Source organism: Ascidiaceihabitans donghaensis, from assembly GCF_900302465.1.
GTDB classification, from domain to species: domain Bacteria; phylum Pseudomonadota; class Alphaproteobacteria; order Rhodobacterales; family Rhodobacteraceae; genus Ascidiaceihabitans; species Ascidiaceihabitans donghaensis.
In genome coordinates, this window is record NZ_OMOR01000001.1 from 3,096,912 (window position 1) to 3,118,003 (window position 21,092).

Consider the following 21,092-nt stretch of genomic DNA (forward strand, 5'->3'; position numbering starts at 1 on the left):
ATGGCAAAATCACACTCAAACGTCGCCTACCAAGTCATGTGGAACCGGCTGATTTCGGTGGTCGAAGAACAGGCACAAGCCTTGGTGCGCACGGCCTTCTCCACTTCAGTGCGCGAAGCAGGCGATCTGTCAGCAGGCGTCTACGACGTGCAGGGCCAGATGCTGGCGCAGGCCGTGACAGGCACCCCCGGCCACGTCAATGCGATGGCCGACGCCGTGGCCCATTTCATCCGCCGGATCGGGCGCGACAACATTTTTGAAAACGACGTCTACATCACGAACGACCCGTGGGAGGGCACAGGCCATTTGCACGACATCACCATGGTGTCGCCCTCTTTTTACAACGGCACGCTGGTGGGCTTTTTTGCTTGCACCGCCCACATCGTCGACATCGGCGGGCGCGGGTTCGGGGCTGATGCGGCCAGCGTCTATGAGGAAGGTCTGTATATCCCGATCATGAAATTCGCTGAACGCGGTCACGTGGATGCCACCCTGCTGCGTATCGTCCGCGGCAATGTCCGCGAACCTGATCAACTGGTCGGGGACATGTATGCTTTGGCCACCTGCAACGAAATCGGCCACCGCCGCCTGATCGACATGATGGAGGAATTCGGGCTGGACGCATTGGATGATGTGGCCACCTTCATTCTCGACAATTCGCGCCGCGCCACGATTGAAGCCATTGCGGCCCTGCCCCGCACCTCGGCCACCGGCGAAATGACCGTGGACGGGTTTGCCGCCCCCATCACCCTGAAGGTCAAAGTCACCGTTCACGAGGACCGCATCGTGTCGGATTTCACCGGGTCGTCGGGCTTGGACAAGAAAGGCATCAATTGCCCGCTGGTCTATGCCAAAGCCTACGCCTGCTACGCGTTGAAAGTCGCGATTGCGCCAGAAGTGCCCAACAACGCGGCCAGCCTAGCCCCCTTCGAGATCGAAGCGCCGGTTGATACGATTGTGAATGCCGTGCACCCTGCCCCCGTGGCCTTGCGCCATATCGTGGGGCACTTTGTGCCAGACACGGTTTACAATGCTTTCGACAAAATTGTGCCGGGTCTTGTGCCTGCGGAAGGGGCGGGATGTTTGTGCAACTTCCAGGTGTCGCTGCGTCCGCGCACCGATGCGCCTGCGCCCGACGATGCCCGCCGGTCCGAGGTACTGACATTCAATTCAGGCGGATCTGGGGCGCGCCCCGAACACGACGGGCTGAATGCAACGGCCTTTCCTTCGGGTGTTATGACCATGCCCATCGAGGCCACAGAGCACGCAGGCCCTGTCATTATCTGGCGCAAAGAATTGCGCCCTGATTCAGGCGGTGCCGGTCAGCAACGCGGCGGCTTGGGGCAATATATGGAAGTGGGCGCACGCGAAGGTCATGAATTCGACATTCAGGCCATGTTCGACCGTGTGAACCACCCCGCACAGGGACGACGGGGCGGTGGCGCAGGGGCGGCGACCACAATCGCACAAGATGACGGCAGCCCGATGAACGGCAAAGGCAAGCAATTCGTGCCCCACGGGCGGCGCGTGATGATGGCCTTCCCCGGTGGCGCAGGCTACGGCGACCCGGCAAAACGTTCAAAGGATCACGTAAAAAGAGACTTGGCATTGGGCTACATCTCTGCCGAAACTGCCGCACAGGACTATGGCTTAAGCGCCGAAGATATCGCGGATGTGCAAAACACCGTGACCAAGGGAGGAACAATTTGATGAGCAATCAAACACCAAATCACAGCAGCTATGACATCATCATCGTGGGGGGCGCAATAATGGGATCGTCCACGGCTTGGTTCCTGACCGAACAAAAAGACTTTCAGGGACGCGTGCTGGTCGTAGAAAAAGATCCAAGTTACGAATTTTCCTCAACGGCGCACACCAATTCCTGTATGCGCCAGCAGTATTCCAACGCGCTAAACGTCAACATCTCGCAATTTGCGGCCGATTTTGTGAAAAACATCCGCAACTACATGAAAGACGACCGCGTCCCGGAACTGTCGATCCGGTCCTTTGGTTACATGTATCTGGCTGACACCGAAAGCTTCGCCCAAACCCTGCGCGAAAACATCAAGGTCCAGCACGATGCAGGGGCTGCGACCGTTTTGATGACACCGGAGGAAATCAAGGCGAAATATCCGTTCTACAATGTAGACGACATCGTGTTGGGCTCCATCAACACTGTGGACGAAGGTTATTGGGACGGGGCCGCTGTGTTTGATTGGTGGCGACGACTGGCCCGTGAACGCGGCGTTGAATATGTGCAAAACGAAGTGGTCGCGATGACCAAGAACGCAGGCGGGACGCGCGTGGAAAGCGTCACTTTGGCGGGCGGTGAGGTGATTTCCTGCGGGCAGGTTGTCAACGCCTCCGGCCCACGCGCCGCACGCACGGCGGCGATGGCGGGCATTGATATCCCCGTTGAACCCCGCAAACGCTTTTCGTGGATTTTCTCGGCCGAACAGCCGCTGGATCAGGACCTGCCGCTGACGATTGACCCGTCCGGGGTGCATTGCCGCGAAAACGGCGGTGGCACTTATCAGGCGGGGGGGCACGCCGATATCGATCCGGCAGTGGACTACGATGATTTCAACATGGACCACAGCTTTTGGGAAAACCACGCATGGCCGATCCTTGCGACCCGTATTCCGCAGTTCGAGGCCGTGAAGGTCACCCATTCCTGGGCCGGTCACTACGCCTACAACACGCTGGATCACAACGCGGTTTTGGGACGTCATCCCGAGATTGAGAACTTCATCTTCCAGAACGGGTTTTCCGGCCACGGATTGCAACAGTCCCCCGCCATGGGACGCGGCATTGCCGAACTTTTGGTGCATGGCGCGTATCGCAGCCTTGATTTGTCGCCCTTTAGCTATGAGCGGATCACAACAAATACACCAATGATCGAAAAGGCGGTTATCTGATGCAAATGCCCCCGAATCCGTTCATGCGCGCCTTAGCCAGCAAACAAAAGCAATTGGGCATCTGGACCAGTCTCAATAGCCCTTTCGCAGCCGAGGTTACAGCCCCAGCCGGATTTGATTGGGCGTTGGTCGATATGGAACATTCGATCAACGATTATTTCAGCGTTCTGGGGCAATTGCAGGCCTTTGCGGCCAGCAGCACAACTGCGATTGTGCGCCCTGAATGGAACGATCCTGTCGCCGTCAAACGCCTGTTGGACATGGGCGTGCCGGGTCTGCTGTTTCCCATGATCCAGACCGTGGAAGAGGCCGAAAAAGCCGTGGCCGCAACCCGATATCCCCCACATGGAATACGCGGATTTTCGGGGGGCACGCGGGCCAATAAATTCGGGCGCGTCACGGATTATCTGGATAAGGTCGAAGGCGAAACCGCCGTTTTGCTGCAAATCGAAACCCGCAGTGCCATCGAACAGGCCGAAGCCATCGCAAGCGTCGATGGTGTGGATGGCATTTTCTTTGGCCCCGCTGACATTGCCGCAGACATCGGCAAACTGGGCCAGCCTTTGGATGCTGCAGTGTGGGATTTGATCCGACCGGTGGCCGCAAAATTGCGTGACATGGGTATGCCTGTCGGGACTTTGGTCAATGATCCGGATTTTGCAGCCCAGCTGTTGAACGAAGGCTTCACCTTTGTGGCGTGCGGCACGGACACCACCCTTCTTGCCCGCGCATCTGATGCATTGCTGGCAAACGTCAAAGGGCAGTTGAAATGAAATATGCGGCGTCCCGTCTGGATCCGGTCAAACCTTCGGCCTCGGCCTGGGTCAGCCAAGCGGCGAAAGCTGCCATTGCAGCCGGGGAAGACGTCATCGATCTGGGGCTGGGCGAGCCCGATTTCGACACGCCGCCCCACATCATTGAGGCTGCCCACCGCGCGGCCCTGAACGGCGAAACGCGCTATCCGCCGACCAATGGAACGGTGGTCTTGCGCCAAGCCGTTGTGGACAAGCTGGCGCGCGAAAATGCCCTGACCTACGGGCTGGACGAGGTGATCGTGTCGAACGGCGCAAAACAGGTGCTGTTCAATGCGATGATGGCGACGTTGGAACCGCAGGACGAGGTGTTGCTGTGCGCCCCCTACTTTGGCCAGTACAAAGACATCGTATTGATCCTGGGCGGCACTCCTGTTGAGCTGATCTGCCCGGCAACAGACGGATTTATCCTGAAACCCGATGCGCTTCGGGCCGCCATCACCCCGAAAACACGTTGGATCATGCTGAACCTGCCGTCCAATCCGGCTGGCGCAGTCTATTCTGACGACGATCTGCGCGCTTTGGGGCAGGTTCTGGACGATCATCCGGACGTGTTGATCCTGTCTGACGAAATCTACGAACATATCCTGTTTGACGGGCGCAGCTTCCTGTCTTTTGCGGCGGCAAACGCGCAGTTGAAAGACCGCACCCTGACCGTGAACGGCGTGTCCAAAGCCTACGCGATGACAGGATGGCGCATCGGGTACGGGGCTGGTACGGCCCCCTTGATCGCGGCCATGACCAAGGTGCAGTCGCAGATTTGTTCAGGCGCTTGCGCCATCGCCCAGGCTGCCGCCGCCGCTGCCCTGAATGGCCCGCAAGACGAGGTGCGCCGCTTCAACGCCGCTTTCGAGGCGCGGCGCAACCTTGTTGTGGACCACGTTGCAAGGATCGACGGGTTGACGCTGGACCCGCCGCAAGGCGCCTTTTACGCCTTGATCGGCTGCGCGGCCCTGATCGGTGCCACCACACCCGATGGCACGACGCTGGCCAATGACGCGGATGTGACGGCCTATTTCCTGAAAGCCGCAGGCATTGCTGCCGTACCGGGCAGCGCCTACGGGCTAGAGCCGTTTTTCCGTATTTCCACGGCCGCTTCCGAGGCCGTACTCTCGACTGCAATGACGCGACTGGCTTCGGCAGTCGCAGCCCTTCAACTAAAGGAAACATCATGAAAAAAATCGTATTGACCGGCGCCGCGGGCCGTCTGGGGTCATATTTGCGCGAACCGCTGACCAAGCTGTGCGATGAATTGGTGTCCACAGACATCAAGGACGATGTTGGCACGCTGTATGCCGGTGAAACCTACATGCAGGCCGATCTTGCGGATTTTGCCGCGATGGACAAAGTGATCGAAGGCGCCGACATGGTTGTACATATGGGCGCTTTTGTGGATGAAGGCCCGTTCGAGCAATTGCTTGGACCAAATTTCGTAGGGTCTTACAATGTCTGGGAAGCGGCCTCAAAGCATGGTGTGCGCCGTGTCGTTTACGGGTCTTCCATCCATGCCGTTGGCATGTATCCCAAGAACGAATTCATCGACACCGAAGTCGCCCACCGTCCCGACACATTCTATGGTCTGGCCAAGTGCTTTACCGAAGATTTGGGCCGCATGTATTGGGAAAAGCGTGGGCTGGAAAGCGTTCACATGCGTATCCTGTCCTGCGCCCAAGTCAACAATGCCCGCGCTTTGGGGTCGTGGTTGTCTTACGATGACCTGATCCAGCTGGTCACACGGTGCATCGAAACCCCTGTCACCGGATTCGCCGTCATTTACGGCGTGTCAGACAATGATCGTGCGCCCGTGGACAATTCCAAGGCCAGCTTTTTGGGCTACCGTCCGAAAGACAACGCAGAACAATTCGCGGAAGAGATCTTGGCCAATGAACCACCCATGGACCCACACGACCCCAACCACATGTGCCATGGCGGTCCATTTGCGGGTGTCGATTTGGGCAATTCCGGTCTGGCCGGAATGAACGTCGTTGACGACCGAAAAGAGAATTAAAACCCATAAAATGGTTCATTCGGGGCGCGTAAATTGCGCCCCGAATAGTACATAAACGGCGCTAGGCTCAGGACCCATTAAAGTTAATGGGACCTGAGCCTAGATCAGCTTGCCCATCGCCACGGCAGTGTCGGCCATGCGGTTGGAAAAACCCCACTCGTTGTCATACCAGCTCAAAATGCGCACCATGTTGCCGTCCAGCACTTTGGTTTGATCCAGATGAAAGATCGACGAATGGGGGTCGTGGTTGAAATCCGAACTCACCAAAGGCAAGTCGGTATATCCCAAAACATTTTTCAATGGCCCATCGGCTGCGGCGATGATGGCTGCATTGATTTCTTCAACAGATGTGTTGCGCTGCGCCTCAAAGGTAAGGTCCACAACAGACACGTTGGGGGTTGGGACACGGATCGCCACGCCGTCCAGCTTTCCGTTCAGTTCGGGCAACACAAGTCCAACAGCTTTTGCGGCGCCCGTTGATGTCGGGATCATAGACAACGCGGCGGCGCGGGCACGATATAGATCGCTGTGCATCCGGTCCAACGTCGGTTGGTCACCGGTATAGCTGTGGACAGTGGTCATGAACCCTTTCGTGATACCCACGGCATCGTTCAAGGTCTTGGCCACGGGGGCAAGGCAGTTTGTGGTGCATGACGCATTGGACACGATCACATCGTCCGCCGTCAGATCACCGTGGTTCACACCATACACGATTGTTTTATCGGCATCTTTCCCTGGCGCCGAGATCAGAACCCGCGACGATCCATTATCAAGATGCGCCTGACACGCCTCTTTGGATTTGAAGATACCCGTACATTCCAACACCACATCCACATGTCCCCATGGCAGGTCTGCAGGGTTGCGCATTGCGGTGACTTTGATGGGGCCACGCCCGACATCAATGGTGTCATCCGTGGTTTTGACATCGCCATTAAAGCGTCCATGCACTGTATCGAAACGGAACAGATGCGCATTTGTTTCGACAGGCCCCAAGTCGTTGATGGCGACAACTTCGATGTCTGTGCGTCCACTTTCGCAAATCGCACGCAATACATTGCGCCCGATCCGCCCAAATCCATTGATGGCTACAGTCACTGGCATGTCAGGCTCTCCGTAAATATTGTGTATTTTGCATCACGCATGAAGGTTCATGGTTAAGTTAGCGCTAACAAATACTGCCAATTTTCAAAATTGCAACCGTCAGTATGAAGCATCTTGAGAGAACACCAAATCGCTATACCAGATGCGCAACCAACACCCAGCCGATCCAGACTAACGATCTTCGCGTGACATCGCCCCAAGCAGCCGCGCTCTGGATGCTTTGCGTTCGGGTAAGATCACAGCACTTCGGGCGGCGAATTTTCCAGTATATCCGCCGTTGAAAAGCATACGTTTGTCCTTGTACGCATCCAGTTTCAAATTGCGTTGGAAGCTGTGGCCCAAACCCGCAATGCGGTAACCCGGCGCCGCACGCGTCGGTTCCAGATACCCTTCCACCGATAAGTGCACCAATGGAACAGCGGCACCAATGAACCGCCCCGATGTCACTTTGGTGACATTCAAGATCCCGGTCAGCGGATCATATTGGCCCACCGCCGTTGCGAATCCACCCGGCTGCAAGGATCCGATACCCGCACCGCGCACTTTCGCGCCGCCCACCTGCATGACATTGAACCCCGACGCGCGGGACACATCGCCTGACACCAAATGTTGTGTCGGTTTTACGATTTCCACCGCGCTGCCAACCACAGATTGCCCACGCCACAAGCCAGACACTTTGACAAACGCCCCCGCGCGCACAGATGGCACGCCACGGGCCAACACCACATCAACCCCGTTGACACGCAAAAGCCGGCCACCCTGCGTGAGCTGTTCAACCCGTCCCACCAAGGGATGCGTGACATGAACGCGGCGGGCGACAAGGTGATCTGGCCCGCCTTGGGCCTCAACTGTCAAACTGTTGCCCAGCCGCAAGTCGGCTTCGCGGATCGCACCAAACCCGTCGGTGAACAGGGTTGTCTTATCCGTCTGCACATAATTCCCACTGACGATCAAACTGCCAAATTCCGTCAGAACCCCAACGATGCCGGTTCCCCCGATGCCGCCTTCCACGGGCGCTTCGATATTTTGCCCGAAACTGGTCCGGGGCAACAGCAAACACGCTGAAGCCCCGACGATCATCGCGCGACGCGTTACAGGCTTTGTGGTCATTGGGGACCTTTTCCTTTCGGGGCTTCGCTTTCGTCTTCTTTGTAAAAGAACACACCGTATCTAAAGCGTTGTTTGCCTTCGGCCAACACCTTGTCGGTGCTTTGCATATCTGCCGCCAACCTATTGATTTTCAACAACGTATCCTGGCTGAGGCTGCGTGCTTGGGCTTCCAATTTGTCAACGGAGGACGCCGTCAGGTGGTTGTAAAACACCGCACGTTCCAACAGTTTCGGTTGCTCTTCCAGTAGGTTTTCCACAGCCGCTGCCATATGGTCCCCCAAGTTGTGCGCGAAAAAATGCATGCGTTGGTCGGTGTCGGCAGGCCCCACCAAGACATCCATATCCAACGCGATAAGATCATCCGTTTGATACACAATGTCTTGGCGGATCAGCTCATCCAGAATCGTACGTGGCCGTACATCCCGGCTGACAGATTGCACCAGCGCGTCAAAACTCGGAGCCTCTCCAGTGCGTTTGATCGCAACAGGAGCGCCCTGCGCATCGGCATAAACCGGATCAGACAACCAGCGCCCGACAATTGACGTCAAAATGGAAACCTTGCGGCGCAGGCTTTCTTCCGCGTGCCGGTCGGGGTCCCGAAATTCTTTCACATCCCGCCGGTGCACACCTGTCATGACACTTATGCGGCTGTCTGTGGCGTCGCGGCCCAGCAGTTCAACAGCTGTTTCTACATAGGTTTGTTTCACCACACGGTAAAAAGCGGGGGCCGCAATCCCTTTTGAGATCAGCATGCGCATCATTGGGCGCAATACAGTCTTTAAGGCCCGCTCAAAAATTTGGGCGTTCGGGGAAGGATCTGCGCTGCTCATACGGTTAGATTATCGCCAAGTGTGCAAATTTTCCACAGCTTTTCGTGCACCCCAAAGGACCAAACGCCGCACGGCAAGGACGCATTTTCAGGCACCTGGTTACGCGTCCAATCGCCACAACGACTTTATCCGCCAAAGTTGCTTTTTTCACCCCAGCCCCGTAGGCCGATCCCAAGGGAGACCCAAATGCTTCTTCAGGCGCACCAGCTCAAAAAATCCTTTCAAAGTGTCGACGGCCCCGTCCCTGTTTTACGCGGCATAGACTTGTCAGTTGACGCAGGCGAAACCCTTGCTTTGACGGGCGAATCCGGGTCTGGAAAAAGCACACTTTTACACATTCTGGGCGGCTTGGATGTGGTGGACAGTGGCACAATTTCACTGGAAGGCCGCGACATCACGGGGCTTGATGACACGGGTCGCGCCGCTTTGCGCCGTGATACGTTTGGTATTATCTTTCAACAGTTTAACTTGATCCCGTCACTGACCGTCGCCGCAAACATCGCATTCCAAGCGCGTCTGGCGGGAAAAGCGTCCGCCGAAGATCTCGCACATCTTGCCGATGCTTTGGGCTTGACCGAACAGTTAAACAAATACCCGGAGCAATTGTCGGGTGGACAACAACAAAGGGTCGCTATCGCCCGCGCTTTGGCTGTGCGTCCAAAGCTGGTGTTGGCCGATGAGCCCACTGGCAATTTGGACGAAGACACAGCCGAACAAGTGCTCGCCCAAATGTTGAACCTTGTGGCGGACACCGGTGCGGCACTGGTCATGGTGACCCACTCGCCTACCTTGGCCAATCGCATGGGACGCAGGTTGCATTTACGTCAGGGACAGCTTGCATGACGGCTGCAGGCTTTCACGCGCTTTGGTCGCATTGGCGGCGTAACCCGTTGCAATTGTTCACACTTGTCGCAGGGCTTGCTTTGGCCACTGCCTTGTGGTCGGGCGTGCAAGCCGTCAACGCCGAGGCCCGCGCCAGCTACGGCGCGGCTGCTGCAACCCTAGGCGAAGGGCAATTCGATCAGCTGTTGCCGGCACAATCGGACTCAATTGCGCAGGCCGATTACATCGCACTGCGCCGCGCAGGCTGGCAAGTGGGCCCTGTTGTGGACGGGCGGCTAGACGCAGACGGCACCCAAATCCGCATCCTTGGGATAGACCCGTTGACGGCCCCGAACGGGTTTGGCGCCGTCGGAGAGGGGCAACCCGTTGATCTGGTAGGCTTTTTGTCCAAACCCACAGTTTTTGCAAACGCGGACACTGCTGACCTGCTTCAAAGCCTCGGCTTGCGTGTGATCGAGGATGCAGGCGTGGCCAGCGGCATGGTCATAACGGATGTATCAGTGGCCCAAGATATCCTGACACTGCCCGGACAATTAAGTCGGCTTGTGATTGCGAACCAACAACCACTGGGGGTTCCACCGCTGGCAGACGTCGTTCCCAACCTAACCCGTATTGCCGCACATTCTGGCACAGACGTCGCACGCTTGACCGACAGCTTCCATTTGAACCTGACAGCCTTTGGGTTGCTTAGTTTTGCGGTGGGCATTTTCATCGTGCACGGCACCATCGGGCTGGCGTTTGAACAAAGACGCAGCATGGTGCGGACATTGCGGGCTTTGGGCATGCCTTTGCGGCGCGTTATGGTCTTGATGGGGGTTGAGCTGATTGTGCTGGCCTTGATCGGGGGCGGTGTGGGCGTGGTCATGGGATACCTGATCGCAGCAGCTTTGCTGCCGGATGTCGCGGCGACCCTCAAAGGGTTATACGGCGCGGACGTGTCTGGCACCTTACAACTTAGACCAAGCTGGTGGATTTCGGGATTGCTGATTTCGGTTGCCGGCACTGGGGTCGCCGCGATCGGTTCTTTGATGCAGGTTGCACGCATGCCCCTGCTGGCAAGTGCGCGTCCACAGGCCTGGGTAACCGCATCTTCCGCACGGCGCATATTGCATGTGGCGGTTTCGGGCCTGTTGCTTGCTGTGGCGGTGGCTTTGGGGTTTTGGGGCAAGGGTCTGGTGTTGGGATTCGTTATGCTGGGGGCGTTGTTGATCGGCGCCGCATTGGCCCTACCCTTGATTTTGGATGTGGCTTTGCGCCTTGGGCAGGCCCGTGCCAGACATGTGATTTGGGAATGGTTTTGGGCCGACACCCGCCAACAATTGCCTGGTCTTAGCCTTGCTTTGATGGCCTTGCTGTTGGCAATGGCGGCCAACGTGGGCGTATCTACGATGGTGTCGAGCTTTCGATTGACCTTTGTAGGGTTCTTGGACCAACGCTTGGCTTCAGAGCTTTATGTCACCGCGCAGACACCCGCACAAAGTGAAGCCTTGCAAGCATTTCTAAAGCCGCAAGTCCGTGTCATTTTGCCTGTTTTGTCCGTGCAAACCGATCTTGCCGGACTGCCTACGGATCTCTACGGCGCCCGCATCGACAGCACCCACCGTAACAACTGGGCTTTTCTGGAGGCGCGTAGTGACGCATGGGACAGCGTCGATACGGGGCGCGGTATCATTATCAACGAACAACTGGCACGCCGCGCTGGTCTTTGGGTGGGCGATGATGTGCCATTGGGGGGCAGCCGCAGTTTGCCCGTCGTGGGCATTTACGGCGACTACGGCAATCCAATCGGGCAAGCCATCGTTCAGGAGGATCTGTTCAATGCCCTGCACCCCAATCAAATCCCCACCCGGTTCGGGCTGCGCACAGACACCCCGAACAGCGTGCGCAAAGCCTTAATTGACGACTTTGGACTGCCAGAGGCAAACATCATTGATCAAGCGGGGATCAAAGCATTCTCGCTGTCTATATTCGAACGTACATTCACCGTAACAGGTGCGTTAAATGTACTGACATTGGCCGTTGCAGGGTTCGCGATTTTCATGAGCCTTCTTACACTGGCCTCTATGCGCGTGCCGCAGTTGGCCCCCGCTTGGGCGCTTGGCCTGACACGACGCAAACTAGGGCAACTGGAATTGACACGCGCGGCCATTCTGGCCGTTTTGACCGCAACAGCGGCCATCCCTTTGGGATTGGCATTGGCGTGGGTGTTGTTGGCTGTTGTCAACGTCGAGGCCTTTGGATGGAAGTTGCCGATGTATGTTTTTCCCGCAGCCTACGCGAAACTATGCGGCTTTGCTTTGTTGGCAGCCATCGTCGCAGCCCTTTGGCCGGCTTTGCGATTGGCACGAACGCCTCCCACCGATCTTTTGAAGGTTTTTGCGAATGAGCGTTAAGGCTTTGGTCTTTTTGTTGTGCTTGCCTGCTATGGCATGGGCCCAAGGGTTCGGAGGCTTGGGAACGCAAGCCGATGGCTTCACAACGCCCCGTCCCAACCCTGTTTTCGACTTCCCCAAAGATCATGGCCCCCACCCTGACTACCGGATTGAATGGTGGTATCTTACGGCCAATATGACGGGACCGGATGGCGCGGAATACGGGCTACAATGGACGTTGTTCCGGTCTGCGCTTGCCCCTGAGATCGGCGTCGGATGGACTTCGCCCCAAATCTATTTCGGACATGCCGCAGTCACCACAAAGGACGCCCATTACGTGTCTGAACGCTTTGCAAGGGGCGGCATCGGACAGGCTGGCGTCACGCCCGCCCCTTTTGAAGCATGGATTGATGACTGGCATCTTAAGGGAGACGACTTTGACACGATGCAGATGCACGCCACCGGACCGGATTTCGCCTATGATGTGACACTAAACGCCCAAGGGCCGCTGGTTTTCCACGGCGATGGGGGCTTTTCTGTAAAATCGGCAAAAGGCCAGGCCAGCTACTACTATTCGCAGCCTTTCTATGACCTGAGCGGCACGCTTACCCTGCCAGACGGGCCTGTTTCGGTCACGGGCACCGCATGGTTGGACCGCGAATGGTCGTCGCAGCCTTTGGCCGACGATCAGTCCGGTTGGGACTGGTTTTCGCTGTCCTTTGAGGATGGCAACAAGCTGATGGGATTCAGATTACGCCAGACCGACGGTACGTTTTTTGCATCCGGAACGTGGATTGCGCCGGATGGCACAGCGACCGCGTTGCGCCCCGACGACTTTATCGCATCCCCCTTGGCCCTGTCCGATGTGGGGGCGCGCGACGTTCCGACGACGTGGCGCGTGCAGGTGCCCCGGTTCAATGTGGACGTCACCACAACGGCCCTGAACCCGCAGTCATGGATGGCCGTGTCATTGCCTTATTGGGAAGGGCCTGTGACAGTGCAAGGATCACATACGGGGCGTGGCTATCTGGAAATGACCGGCTACGAATAGCGTTACTTTTCGAACAAAACGTCTTCCAAAAGCAGTGCATCCAGCCCTGATGTCATGAACATGGCCACTGCGTCTTCAACACTGTGCACGATGGGTTTGCCCATAATGTTGAAGCTGGTGTTCAAAACGACCGGCACGCCTGCCGTTTTCCCCATGGCGCGACACAGCGCGTGCATCCATGGGGCGCAGGCTTCGGTGACTGTCTGCAACCGGCCTGTTCCATCTTCGTGCACCACGGCTGGCACCTTCGCGCCCTGCCCCGCAGCCCATGGCAAGGTGAAAGACATATAGGGTGCAGGCTGCGCATGGTCGAACCATTGGCTGGCATCTTCGGCTGGAATAACCGGTGCAAACGGGCGATACGCTTCGCGGCCCTTCACAAGCATGTTGATGCGGTCTTTCATGTCCGGGACACTTGGGTCTGCCAAAATGGACCGGTTTCCCAATGCACGAGGCCCGAATTCGGCGCGGCCTCGCATGACGCCGATGATTTTGCCATCTTTTAGCAGTTGCGCCACCTTGGGCACAGACCTGTCCCCACACTCGGTGACGCAGGCCACTTTGCAATAGTCTTGTGCTTTCGTGATGGCTTCGGGGTTTGGACGTGCGCCCAAGTAGGCTGTGCCTGTGCCTTTTGGAATCTGCTTTTGCTTGGTGTCGTCCATCCAGGCCAACAGTGCTGCACCCACTGCGTTTCCATCGTCGCCGGGGGCGGATGGCACCGTGACGCTGGCGACATTGAACCGCCGCGCGATGGTCCCGTTGTAGGAGGAATTGAGCGCACACCCCCCCGTCAGCACCAGATTTTCCGGACTGTCAGACAACACAGATTCGACCACTTGGTCCGTAATACGCGCGTAGGCCGCTTGCGCAGAAGCTGCAAGATCGGCACCCTGCATGATAGGATCGTCCGCGCTGCGACCGTATGTTTGCGCCATGGCCAGCGCCTGCTTTACGATGTCGGTATCCGCAAATCGTAACCTGCCCCGATCCACAGTCACTGTTGCGCACAACGCCTCAATCAAAGCGGGAACCGGCGTGCCGAAGGCCGCAAGCCCCATCAGCTTCCATTCTTCGCCCAGGCGCCAATCAAAGCCCGCCAACAGCGTCAATTTGGAATAGAATGCACCCAATGACCCGGGCCCCCAAGACCGCCACCGGCGTTTGATCTGTCGATCGGTCATGTCGTAAACCGCAGCAGCCCCGGCTTCGCCTTCACCGTCAATTACCAGACACACCGCGTCGTCATGCGGCGTTTGGTGGCAGGCGGCAACAGCGTGGCACAAATGGTGCTCAAAGCGTTTGATGTCCGGCATCTGCCCGTTCGCAAACCCCTGCCGCATCACGCCAGCCCCCATCGCGGATTGCGCGTTTTGGTGCACATGCCATAGCCATAAGGCATGGTCTGCTGGCATCATCAGATCGACCATATCAGGTGGCAGATCCACCTTCTGGGTTTGCCATGTACTGGCAACCACCAGCTTGTCTTTTTTTGGATCCGCACCGACAGCCTTTAAGGCTTGCGCCAGATGCGCAGGATGATCTGCAGCCACACCCCAAGCGCGCTTGTCTTGCATATAGCGTTCGGTTGCTTCTGCAAAAACCAAAGTTCCGCGTTCGTCGACAAGCGCCAACGCCGGGTCATGTCCAGTGGTGGACAGGCCCAGATACCACGTGGTCATTTGGCCGCTTTCAGCGCCAATACCGCAGTCGCAAAAGCACCCAAAGTATCATGTTCGAAAATCATGGACGGATCAATTTCAACGTCGAATTCGTCCTCCACGTCACCGCACAACAAAACGGCGTCTATGCTTTCCAGTCCGATGTCGATCAAAACCGACTCTTCGCGGACATCTTCAAGCGGAAGATCGATGCGTTTGGCTATTTGTTCACGCAAGTAATGCGTCAGGTTAGGATCGGACATTGGGTTTCTCAATCAATAGTAGAATTGTAAGCCTATAAAATCATTAAATAAATACGGACCTACAAATCGCACTTTAAGGACTGCATTGCAACAGTTTGGGACATATCAAAATAGCGATGCCCTTGAGACGTCAATCGAATGTCGGGAAAACGTGCAAAAACGGCAGGAATTGCCCGCCTGAGCAACAAGCGCGACAAAGACGCACCAACACAATGGTGCAGCCCGTGACCAAAAGACAAATGCCCCGTTGTTTTGCCCCTGTTCACGGCGTTCAAGTGGATGCAGGCTGTGTCCTTTGCATTGAACGCCAACCCGTCAACCTGCTGGGTGTTTCGCGCATGCCGGTAGATAAATTTGGGTGATCCGCAGGTGGACATGATTTCTTCGATCCGCGTGTTTGTCCAAGCCGGGTCCGCCACATCCTGTCGCAGATCCCACGGCAAGCTCAGGATCCAATGCAGCGCATTGCCCAAAGTATGGCTTAGGTTGAAACTGGCCCCGTACAAGACCAAAACCAACGCCGCAATATCTGCATCGTCGTATCCTTCGGGGGGATTTTGCTGCAGGTGGTCTTGCAAGGAAACGGCCCCTGTTGGGGCATCCTCGGTGCGCGCGTGGCCGGTGCTGACCAGCGCCATGGTCTCCGCAAACACCTCTTGCAGCTGCAAAATCTGGCGCATAGGCAACAAAGGCTCAAGCACGTCCTGCAAGACAGGCGCCAGTGTGTCAAAGCGGTCCAGATCGGAAGGATGCAACCCCAAAATCGGCTTGGTGATGGCCCGAAAGACAGGATTTGCAAAGTCTTCGACCAGATCGGGGGCGCTTGAGGTTTGCAAAGCGTCCAACGCCATCTGAATGCGATCATCAATAAGCCCATGCCAAACGCGCAGTCGGTTTTGGCCAAGAATCTGCATGACAGATTTGCGGGCCGCAGCGTGACGCGGGCCTGACATAAAAAACATCGCGTTTTTGGCGATATGAATAACCGGGCTTAGGTCACGCCCACTTTTGTCGTGCAATGCCTGCAAGTGGGCTTCCATTTGCGGCGGCGCAAAACCTTTGTCATCCGTGATAATGGCGCGAGCGGTCGTGTGGTCTTTGACGTTCCACAGCTTGGCCGCCGGCTTTTCACACAGCGGCATGGGGGTGCACGGCAGCGCGCGTGGCCCTTGCAACATTGGCGACACCAGAAAACTGCAGCGGTCTTTGTGCAAGATCATATCGGGAAAACGGCGGCTCAGTGCTGGCAAAGCCCGCAAGATGAACAACCGTGCAAAAGCTTCACCGGGGCATTTGTGCCGCCCGGCCCCGAAGGCTTGCGTCGGGCTACGCACCCCGTTCGGGCGGTCTTGCGACAACCAGTCTTTGCGCAACGCTAGATTGCTGGCCTGCATATCAAGGCTGATGTGTTGGTTCTGATGGACAGGACACCCGCCCACATCGCCGTCGGCATCGGACACGCGGCCTACGAAACGCGTCGACAAATAGACACTCAGCACCTGTTCCAGTTTGCGGTCTGGCCAGTCCTGCTGGCCTGCGTCTTGCCATTCCCCTTGCCCATGCATCAACAGGCCCCATGCTGCAAACCCAAGCCCCAAACCCGCCGAATGGGCCGCCACAAACAAGCTTAGGCCAGTGTCACGCACCATGTTTTTCTTGTCCGGCACATCACCCAAGGCGGCGGCCACGTGGCTGGACAAGGTGGCAGGGCCATCTGCAGGTGCGTCCATGTTGGGTGCAACAAGCCCTGTGTCATTCAACCAGGCATTCATTTGTCGCAATTCGCGCAGACTTAGAAATTTTTCGGTGAACTTGCGCAGGTCCGCGACCGCGTTCAGCATTTCGGTCTGACCTTTGGGATGCGGATCAAATCCGATGATTGGCAAAATCACATCGCAAAACAGAGGGTCCACAAAATCGCGCATCAGGTCTGCATCTTGAACCTGTGCCAAGGCATCCAATCGCACCGCAATCGCGGCGTCCATCATGGGCACCCAAGCTTCCAGCGCTTTTTCAGAAAAGACAGAGGCGATCATACGCCGCGATTGCAGATGTGTTTCGTCATTTTGGTAAATCAACGAATGCTGTGCAAAACGACGGACGGCGGACAAATCATGACCCGATGCCGCTTCGATCTGTTCCAGATATCCCTGCAACGCAAAAATCGAAAAGTCTTTACCACGTAAAATCCGGTCCACATCCTGCGGGTCGGAAAATGTCAGCGTGGGCAATTTGTTCAAGCTTCGGGTCATGGTGTCTCTGGTGTCGACTTTGGGCCAAGGCCTGCGTGCATTTCGCCTTGTTGGTAGGTTCTGGCACATATTCTGCGTCGAACTTTGCCGCTGCTGGTTTTTTCTAAAGTGCCGCGCGGCAAAAAGCGAATGTCTTTTAGCTGAACCCCGAAGGCGCCGCGCACCGCACGTGTGATGGCGCGGCGCACTGTGTCTGCGCCGTCAAAATCACGCGCCTTTTCGGTCACTTCGATCAGCAATGCCGCGTCGCTGGGAACAGATGGGTCTGGCGCAAAGGCCGCAGCGGCCAGTTTGTTCAGACGCCCGTCCATGGACGCTGCCAACCACTCAACTTCGGTGGCGGCCACATTGCGTCCGTGCACAATCAGCATGTCTTTCAAACGCCCCGTCACAAACAGGTCATCTCCCTCGATCACGCCCAGATCTCCGGTGCGCAACCACGTTTTGGCATCTTTGGTCACAAAACGATCAGCCGTTTCCTGCGGCGCATTCAGATAACCGCCAGTGCAGCTTGGCCCATGCACCCAAATCTCGCCTTCAACGCCATCACGACAAAGCTGCCCGTCGTCTGACATGATACCAATGCAATGGCGGGTCTGCGGCGTCAGGCGACAAGGCGCCAACGTGTTGTCGTGCGGCGCATCATGATCAGGTTGCGCCCCAGCGACAAACAATGCGTTTTCCGCCATCCCGTAGCAGGCAAAGCTTGCACCTTTCGGCAATCCATATGCCTCAAAACGGTCTTGAAAGGCGGGCAACAAATCGGCAGGCACAGGTTCTGCACCACAAAAGGCTTGCTTCAACGAAGAAAGGTCCAATGCCGCACAGTCTTCTGGCGCAATCCGTTTCAGGCATTCGGCATAGATAAACGCAGGCCCCCCCGTGATCGTACCCTTGAAATCCTGCACAGCCTGCAGCCACGTCAACGGTTTGCGAATGACATCAAACGGGCTGAGTTGAACGCTCGATCCACCAAAAAGGATCGGGTACAGCAAACATCCCATAAGCCCCATGTCATGGTAGTGTGGCATCCAATTCACCACGACGGTATCGCGCCCCAACCCCCATGTTTGCGCCACAAGGGCCGCATTGGCGATAATGTTTGCGCCACTCATTTCCACACCTTTGGGCATGTGTGTCGAGCCGGATGTATATTGCAGCAGTACGGTAGAGGGCGCCACGGAAACATCCAGCGAAGGCACATCAGACGCTGCCAAGAGGGTCCCGTCAGCGTTATAGATTGGGCATTGAACCACATCATTGTCCGTAAGGCTGCGCAGTAATCCAGCCGCGCTTTTCGTCTGAGTGATCACGGCTCGTGCTCCGCAATCGCGCACAATATGCGGCAGACGCGGATCACCTGCTTTGGCGGGTGGCATCGCGGATACAATGATGCCCTCAAGAAGTCCCGCAAGTACAGCCGTTACAAACCCCAAGCCATGTGGCATCGCCAAGGCCAAAACATAGCGACCCGGTCCAAACGACTTGCGCCAGATCCGTGCCTGTTGTTCCGCAGCCTCAAGCAGCGCCTGCCCACTTATTTCGGTGGCTTGCATGCCTCCCGAGCGGTGCAAAAACGTCATGATTGTCTGATTTTTGCGGTCCAATAAACGGTCGCGCAACATGTCCGCCAAGGATGGGTCGCGGGTTGTGTCAGACACGCTTTTGACCCAGTCCATTGTACACAAGATGTTGCCACATCGGCGCACTCAGATCCTGATTTTCAGGCCCACTGCACATAACCCGCGTCACACGCGCCAAGTAGTCAGCCGCCCAGATATTGGCCGCGTCCTGAAACGGCATATCCTTTGGGGGGACGTCCATCTCTTCAATCTCGAATGTGATCCGGCCGTCACGCCACAACGGTTGCACCCAGATCATCGGAACACCAAACGCATGTGCAAGCTTTAAGGGCGTGGTCGAAATCGTGACAGGAACGTCAAACACCGTGCCCGTAGCCCCCTTGCCGCTGCGCCCGCCGCTTTGCCACAACGTAGGGGAATCCACCGCCATGCTGATGGTTTTTCCAGCAGCCAGCGCCTGCACCAAAGCCTTCGCCGCGTTTTGCGGGTTATATCCAACAGTGATCAGCCTATCCTTTTGGCGATCATCCACTGCATGGGTGCGCAAATAGGCCAATTCACGCCCCGCCAAGAGGCCCTCGTCGAGCGCACATGACACCGACGGCCCACCATGACTGGACATCAAGATCAAAGGCGCTGTGGTCTGGCTATGAACGCCCAAAGCCGATCGATCAGGAAAATCTGTAAATTCCGCGATGTCCTGCGCCCGCGGCGCAATATGAGACACCCGCCGCGTGTTCGCTGTCGCCATACGCGCAAGACGTTGCCACGTGCGAAAACCCATGTCGGTATGATCGGATACCGCCCATGCCGCGTTCACAGCCAGTGGTACCGGCAATCCACTGGCCTTTTGGTCAAGGCGTGCGCCGATAGCTGCCATAGACTGAATATCGGACGGGTCGCCCTTTTGCAGAACCGGCAACGTGTGTGCGTTCTGTTCCGGGCAGCCAAAACTACGCTTCGTCATGGTTTCGACTGTGCGAAACAGATCCAGATGCACACCGCTTTCAAAGGCGTTTTGCGCCCATGGCATACACACTTCAAACGCATCATTGGCAGCGCCGAATTGCAGCAGCGTCTCAACCAGTTCCGGTTCAAACTGTGTTTTGCCCAGCCCAACCAATTCGGCCTGAACACGGTGCGCCTGGTCCAGCTTTTCGATGCGCATATAGCTGCGCATAAGTTTAACCCCGAAAGCCATTTTTCGGGCGGATTGCAGTCCGAACAAATGTTCGAGCGTAGAAATGCTTTCAGCGCTTCGCCCTTCGATCGTGTCGATCGTCGCACGTAACGACAAAGCGTCCAGCGAATTGGGCACTTGTTCCAAAACACGGGTCAGCGCAGCACGACAGGCTCTGAAATCCAACAGTTTGTAGTAACACCGCGCAATCTTCATGGATCGCATACGATTTTGACCGGCATTGGCATCAGCCAGTTTGAACTGGCGCAATGCACCGCGCCAGTCCTCTTTGATGTATAGTAGATCACCAAGATCCAAATGCGTCTGGAACGACGATGCGCCATCGTCCTCACCCGACAAAAGTTGCCCCATACGCGCATTGATCCGCGCATACGCGGCGCTGTTCGGGCGCCCGGACAATGCATCCAGATTCAATTGAATTTGCAAGGCCTGCAGCGTAGGCAAACTGCGTTGCAGCAATGTGTTGGCCGTGTTCAGATCATTTACGGACACCGCAAGCTGGGCACGCTGCACAAGGAAAACATGATCTTCAGGTTCATTTTGAAGGACCGCATCCAAAAGCGATGCAGCTTCTTTATGGCGCAGGTTTTTCGCCAGCACATCGCAGTGCACTGTCAAAATTCCGCGATCCTGCGGCCATGTTGCATAGGCGGATTGCGACAACCGCAGCGCTTTGGCAACATCCCCTTGCGCCAAAGTAAGCTTGATCTTGGCGATTGCCATGTCGCTGCTGCTGTCGTCCACCAACAGCGCGTTTGCGTCGTCGAAATCACCCAGTACCCGCGCCGTTTCTATCAACAACTGCCGCGCCTGCCGATCGTCGCTGTGGGTTTGAACATGCTTGCTTAGGACTGCTTTGGCATCTGTCAGGGACATCATCATGCGTAGGATTTGTGCCCGCATGACCATGGGGCTGGCGTTGTGGACATCGTCTTCGGAAAGCGCATCCAAAAGGGCCAGGGCATGGTTCAACGCCCGCCCCTTTCGTGCCATCCTGATGTCTTTCAAGGTCACCGATTTCGGTCCCGTCGACGCAACCTGCGCATTCAATACCCCTGTCTCAGGCATGAGACATAATCTATTTATA

General features: G+C 56.7%; 16 protein-coding genes. 8 read left to right on the forward strand and 8 right to left on the reverse strand.

Going from position 1 to position 21,092, the window contains the following annotated elements:
- Genes ASD8599_RS15355 through ASD8599_RS15375 form a run of 5 tightly spaced genes read left to right on the forward strand, consistent with a single transcriptional unit; the run spans nt 1 to nt 5,738 of the window.
- Complete coding sequence (locus ASD8599_RS15355; protein WP_108829342.1) at nt 1–1,710, forward strand: hydantoinase B/oxoprolinase family protein; 1,710 nt, start codon at nt 1–3, stop codon at nt 1,708–1,710.
- The gene (locus ASD8599_RS15360; protein ID WP_108829343.1) at nt 1,710–2,918 is read left to right on the forward strand and encodes an NAD(P)/FAD-dependent oxidoreductase; all 1,209 of its coding nucleotides are present in this window, start codon (nt 1,710–1,712) and stop codon (nt 2,916–2,918) included. Before ASD8599_RS15355 ends, ASD8599_RS15360 begins: the two co-directional genes overlap by 1 nt.
- Nucleotides 2,918–3,691 (forward strand): HpcH/HpaI aldolase family protein, encoded by a 774-nt coding sequence (locus ASD8599_RS15365; RefSeq protein ID WP_108829344.1) that lies wholly within the window; start codon nt 2,918–2,920, stop codon nt 3,689–3,691. The genes ASD8599_RS15360 and ASD8599_RS15365 overlap by 1 nt, the downstream gene beginning before the upstream one ends.
- Nucleotides 3,688–4,905, forward strand: a complete 1,218-nt coding sequence (locus ASD8599_RS15370; RefSeq protein ID WP_108829345.1) for an aminotransferase class I/II-fold pyridoxal phosphate-dependent enzyme — start codon at nt 3,688–3,690, stop codon at nt 4,903–4,905. The genes ASD8599_RS15365 and ASD8599_RS15370 overlap by 4 nt, the downstream gene beginning before the upstream one ends.
- Nucleotides 4,902–5,738, forward strand: a complete 837-nt coding sequence (locus tag ASD8599_RS15375) for an NAD-dependent epimerase/dehydratase family protein (protein WP_181364512.1) — start codon at nt 4,902–4,904, stop codon at nt 5,736–5,738. Before ASD8599_RS15370 ends, ASD8599_RS15375 begins: the two co-directional genes overlap by 4 nt.
- A 99-nt stretch (nt 5,739–5,837) precedes the next feature.
- On the opposite strand, the gene gap is transcribed toward ASD8599_RS15375, so the two are convergent.
- The 3 genes from gap to ASD8599_RS15390 form a co-directional block, all read right to left on the reverse strand.
- Nucleotides 5,838–6,839, reverse strand: coding sequence for a type I glyceraldehyde-3-phosphate dehydrogenase (gap, locus tag ASD8599_RS15380; protein WP_108829347.1), 1,002 nt, complete (start codon nt 6,837–6,839; stop codon nt 5,838–5,840).
- A 171-nt stretch (nt 6,840–7,010) separates the two neighbouring features.
- Entirely contained in the window at nt 7,011–7,949 is a 939-nt protein-coding gene (locus tag ASD8599_RS15385; RefSeq protein ID WP_108829348.1) for a DUF5666 domain-containing protein, read from the reverse strand.
- Nucleotides 7,946–8,779, reverse strand: coding sequence for a DUF6502 family protein (locus ASD8599_RS15390; RefSeq protein WP_281261559.1), 834 nt, complete (start codon nt 8,777–8,779; stop codon nt 7,946–7,948). Before ASD8599_RS15390 ends, ASD8599_RS15385 begins: the two co-directional genes overlap by 4 nt.
- Nucleotides 8,780–8,965: 186 nt before the next feature.
- Between ASD8599_RS15390 and ASD8599_RS15395 the strand changes: the two genes are divergently transcribed.
- Genes ASD8599_RS15395 through ASD8599_RS15405 form a run of 3 tightly spaced genes read left to right on the forward strand, consistent with a single transcriptional unit; the run spans nt 8,966 to nt 13,045 of the window.
- A complete protein-coding gene (locus ASD8599_RS15395) occupies nt 8,966–9,622 on the forward strand; it encodes an ABC transporter ATP-binding protein (RefSeq protein ID WP_108829350.1) in 657 nt (218 codons plus the stop codon).
- Nucleotides 9,619–12,015 carry an ABC transporter permease gene (locus ASD8599_RS15400; RefSeq protein ID WP_108829351.1) on the forward strand — a complete coding sequence of 799 codons (2,397 nt, stop codon included), beginning with the start codon at nt 9,619–9,621 and terminating at the stop codon, nt 12,013–12,015. The genes ASD8599_RS15395 and ASD8599_RS15400 overlap by 4 nt, the downstream gene beginning before the upstream one ends.
- The gene (locus ASD8599_RS15405) at nt 12,005–13,045 is read left to right on the forward strand and encodes a lipocalin-like domain-containing protein (protein WP_108829352.1); all 1,041 of its coding nucleotides are present in this window, start codon (nt 12,005–12,007) and stop codon (nt 13,043–13,045) included. The genes ASD8599_RS15400 and ASD8599_RS15405 overlap by 11 nt, the downstream gene beginning before the upstream one ends.
- 2 nt (nt 13,046–13,047) lie before the next feature.
- On the opposite strand, the gene ASD8599_RS15410 is transcribed toward ASD8599_RS15405, so the two are convergent.
- Genes ASD8599_RS15410 through ASD8599_RS15430 form a run of 5 tightly spaced genes read right to left on the reverse strand, consistent with a single transcriptional unit; the run spans nt 13,048 to nt 21,073 of the window.
- Nucleotides 13,048–14,727: a carbamoyltransferase family protein gene (locus tag ASD8599_RS15410; RefSeq protein ID WP_108829353.1), complete on the reverse strand. Its 1,680-nt coding sequence runs from the start codon at nt 14,725–14,727 to the stop codon at nt 13,048–13,050.
- Complete coding sequence (locus ASD8599_RS15415) at nt 14,724–14,969, reverse strand: acyl carrier protein (RefSeq protein ID WP_108829354.1); 246 nt, start codon at nt 14,967–14,969, stop codon at nt 14,724–14,726. The genes ASD8599_RS15410 and ASD8599_RS15415 overlap by 4 nt, the downstream gene beginning before the upstream one ends.
- Before the next feature lie 59 nt (nt 14,970–15,028).
- Nucleotides 15,029–17,221 (reverse strand): cytochrome P450, encoded by a 2,193-nt coding sequence (locus tag ASD8599_RS15420; protein ID WP_108829355.1) that lies wholly within the window; start codon nt 17,219–17,221, stop codon nt 15,029–15,031.
- Nucleotides 17,218–18,882 carry an AMP-binding protein gene (locus ASD8599_RS15425; RefSeq protein ID WP_181364513.1) on the reverse strand — a complete coding sequence of 555 codons (1,665 nt, stop codon included), beginning with the start codon at nt 18,880–18,882 and terminating at the stop codon, nt 17,218–17,220. The genes ASD8599_RS15420 and ASD8599_RS15425 overlap by 4 nt, the downstream gene beginning before the upstream one ends.
- A complete protein-coding gene (locus tag ASD8599_RS15430) occupies nt 18,875–21,073 on the reverse strand; it encodes a hypothetical protein (protein ID WP_108829357.1) in 2,199 nt (732 codons plus the stop codon). The genes ASD8599_RS15425 and ASD8599_RS15430 overlap by 8 nt, the downstream gene beginning before the upstream one ends.
- Nucleotides 21,074–21,092 lie beyond the last annotated feature (19 nt).

What these genes read in the sequence shown, in the direction of transcription:
- ASD8599_RS15355 (WP_108829342.1), top strand. Translation starts at nt 1, where the DNA reads ATGGCAAAATCACACTCAAACGTCGCCTACCAAGTCATGTGGAACCGG.
- ASD8599_RS15360 (WP_108829343.1), top strand. Translation starts at nt 1,710, where the DNA reads ATGAGCAATCAAACACCAAATCACAGCAGCTATGACATCATCATCGTG.
- ASD8599_RS15365 (WP_108829344.1), top strand. Translation starts at nt 2,918, where the DNA reads ATGCAAATGCCCCCGAATCCGTTCATGCGCGCCTTAGCCAGCAAACAA.
- ASD8599_RS15370 (WP_108829345.1), top strand. Translation starts at nt 3,688, where the DNA reads ATGAAATATGCGGCGTCCCGTCTGGATCCGGTCAAACCTTCGGCCTCG.
- ASD8599_RS15375 (WP_181364512.1), top strand. Translation starts at nt 4,902, where the DNA reads ATGAAAAAAATCGTATTGACCGGCGCCGCGGGCCGTCTGGGGTCATAT.
- gap (WP_108829347.1), bottom strand. Translation starts at nt 6,839, where the DNA reads ATGCCAGTGACTGTAGCCATCAATGGATTTGGGCGGATCGGGCGCAAT.
- ASD8599_RS15385 (WP_108829348.1), bottom strand. Translation starts at nt 7,949, where the DNA reads ATGACCACAAAGCCTGTAACGCGTCGCGCGATGATCGTCGGGGCTTCA.
- ASD8599_RS15390 (WP_281261559.1), bottom strand. Translation starts at nt 8,779, where the DNA reads ATGAGCAGCGCAGATCCTTCCCCGAACGCCCAAATTTTTGAGCGGGCC.
- ASD8599_RS15395 (WP_108829350.1), top strand. Translation starts at nt 8,966, where the DNA reads ATGCTTCTTCAGGCGCACCAGCTCAAAAAATCCTTTCAAAGTGTCGAC.
- ASD8599_RS15400 (WP_108829351.1), top strand. Translation starts at nt 9,619, where the DNA reads ATGACGGCTGCAGGCTTTCACGCGCTTTGGTCGCATTGGCGGCGTAAC.
- ASD8599_RS15405 (WP_108829352.1), top strand. Translation starts at nt 12,005, where the DNA reads ATGAGCGTTAAGGCTTTGGTCTTTTTGTTGTGCTTGCCTGCTATGGCA.
- ASD8599_RS15410 (WP_108829353.1), bottom strand. Translation starts at nt 14,727, where the DNA reads ATGACCACGTGGTATCTGGGCCTGTCCACCACTGGACATGACCCGGCG.
- ASD8599_RS15415 (WP_108829354.1), bottom strand. Translation starts at nt 14,969, where the DNA reads ATGTCCGATCCTAACCTGACGCATTACTTGCGTGAACAAATAGCCAAA.
- ASD8599_RS15420 (WP_108829355.1), bottom strand. Translation starts at nt 17,221, where the DNA reads ATGACCCGAAGCTTGAACAAATTGCCCACGCTGACATTTTCCGACCCG.
- ASD8599_RS15430 (WP_108829357.1), bottom strand. Translation starts at nt 21,073, where the DNA reads ATGCCTGAGACAGGGGTATTGAATGCGCAGGTTGCGTCGACGGGACCG.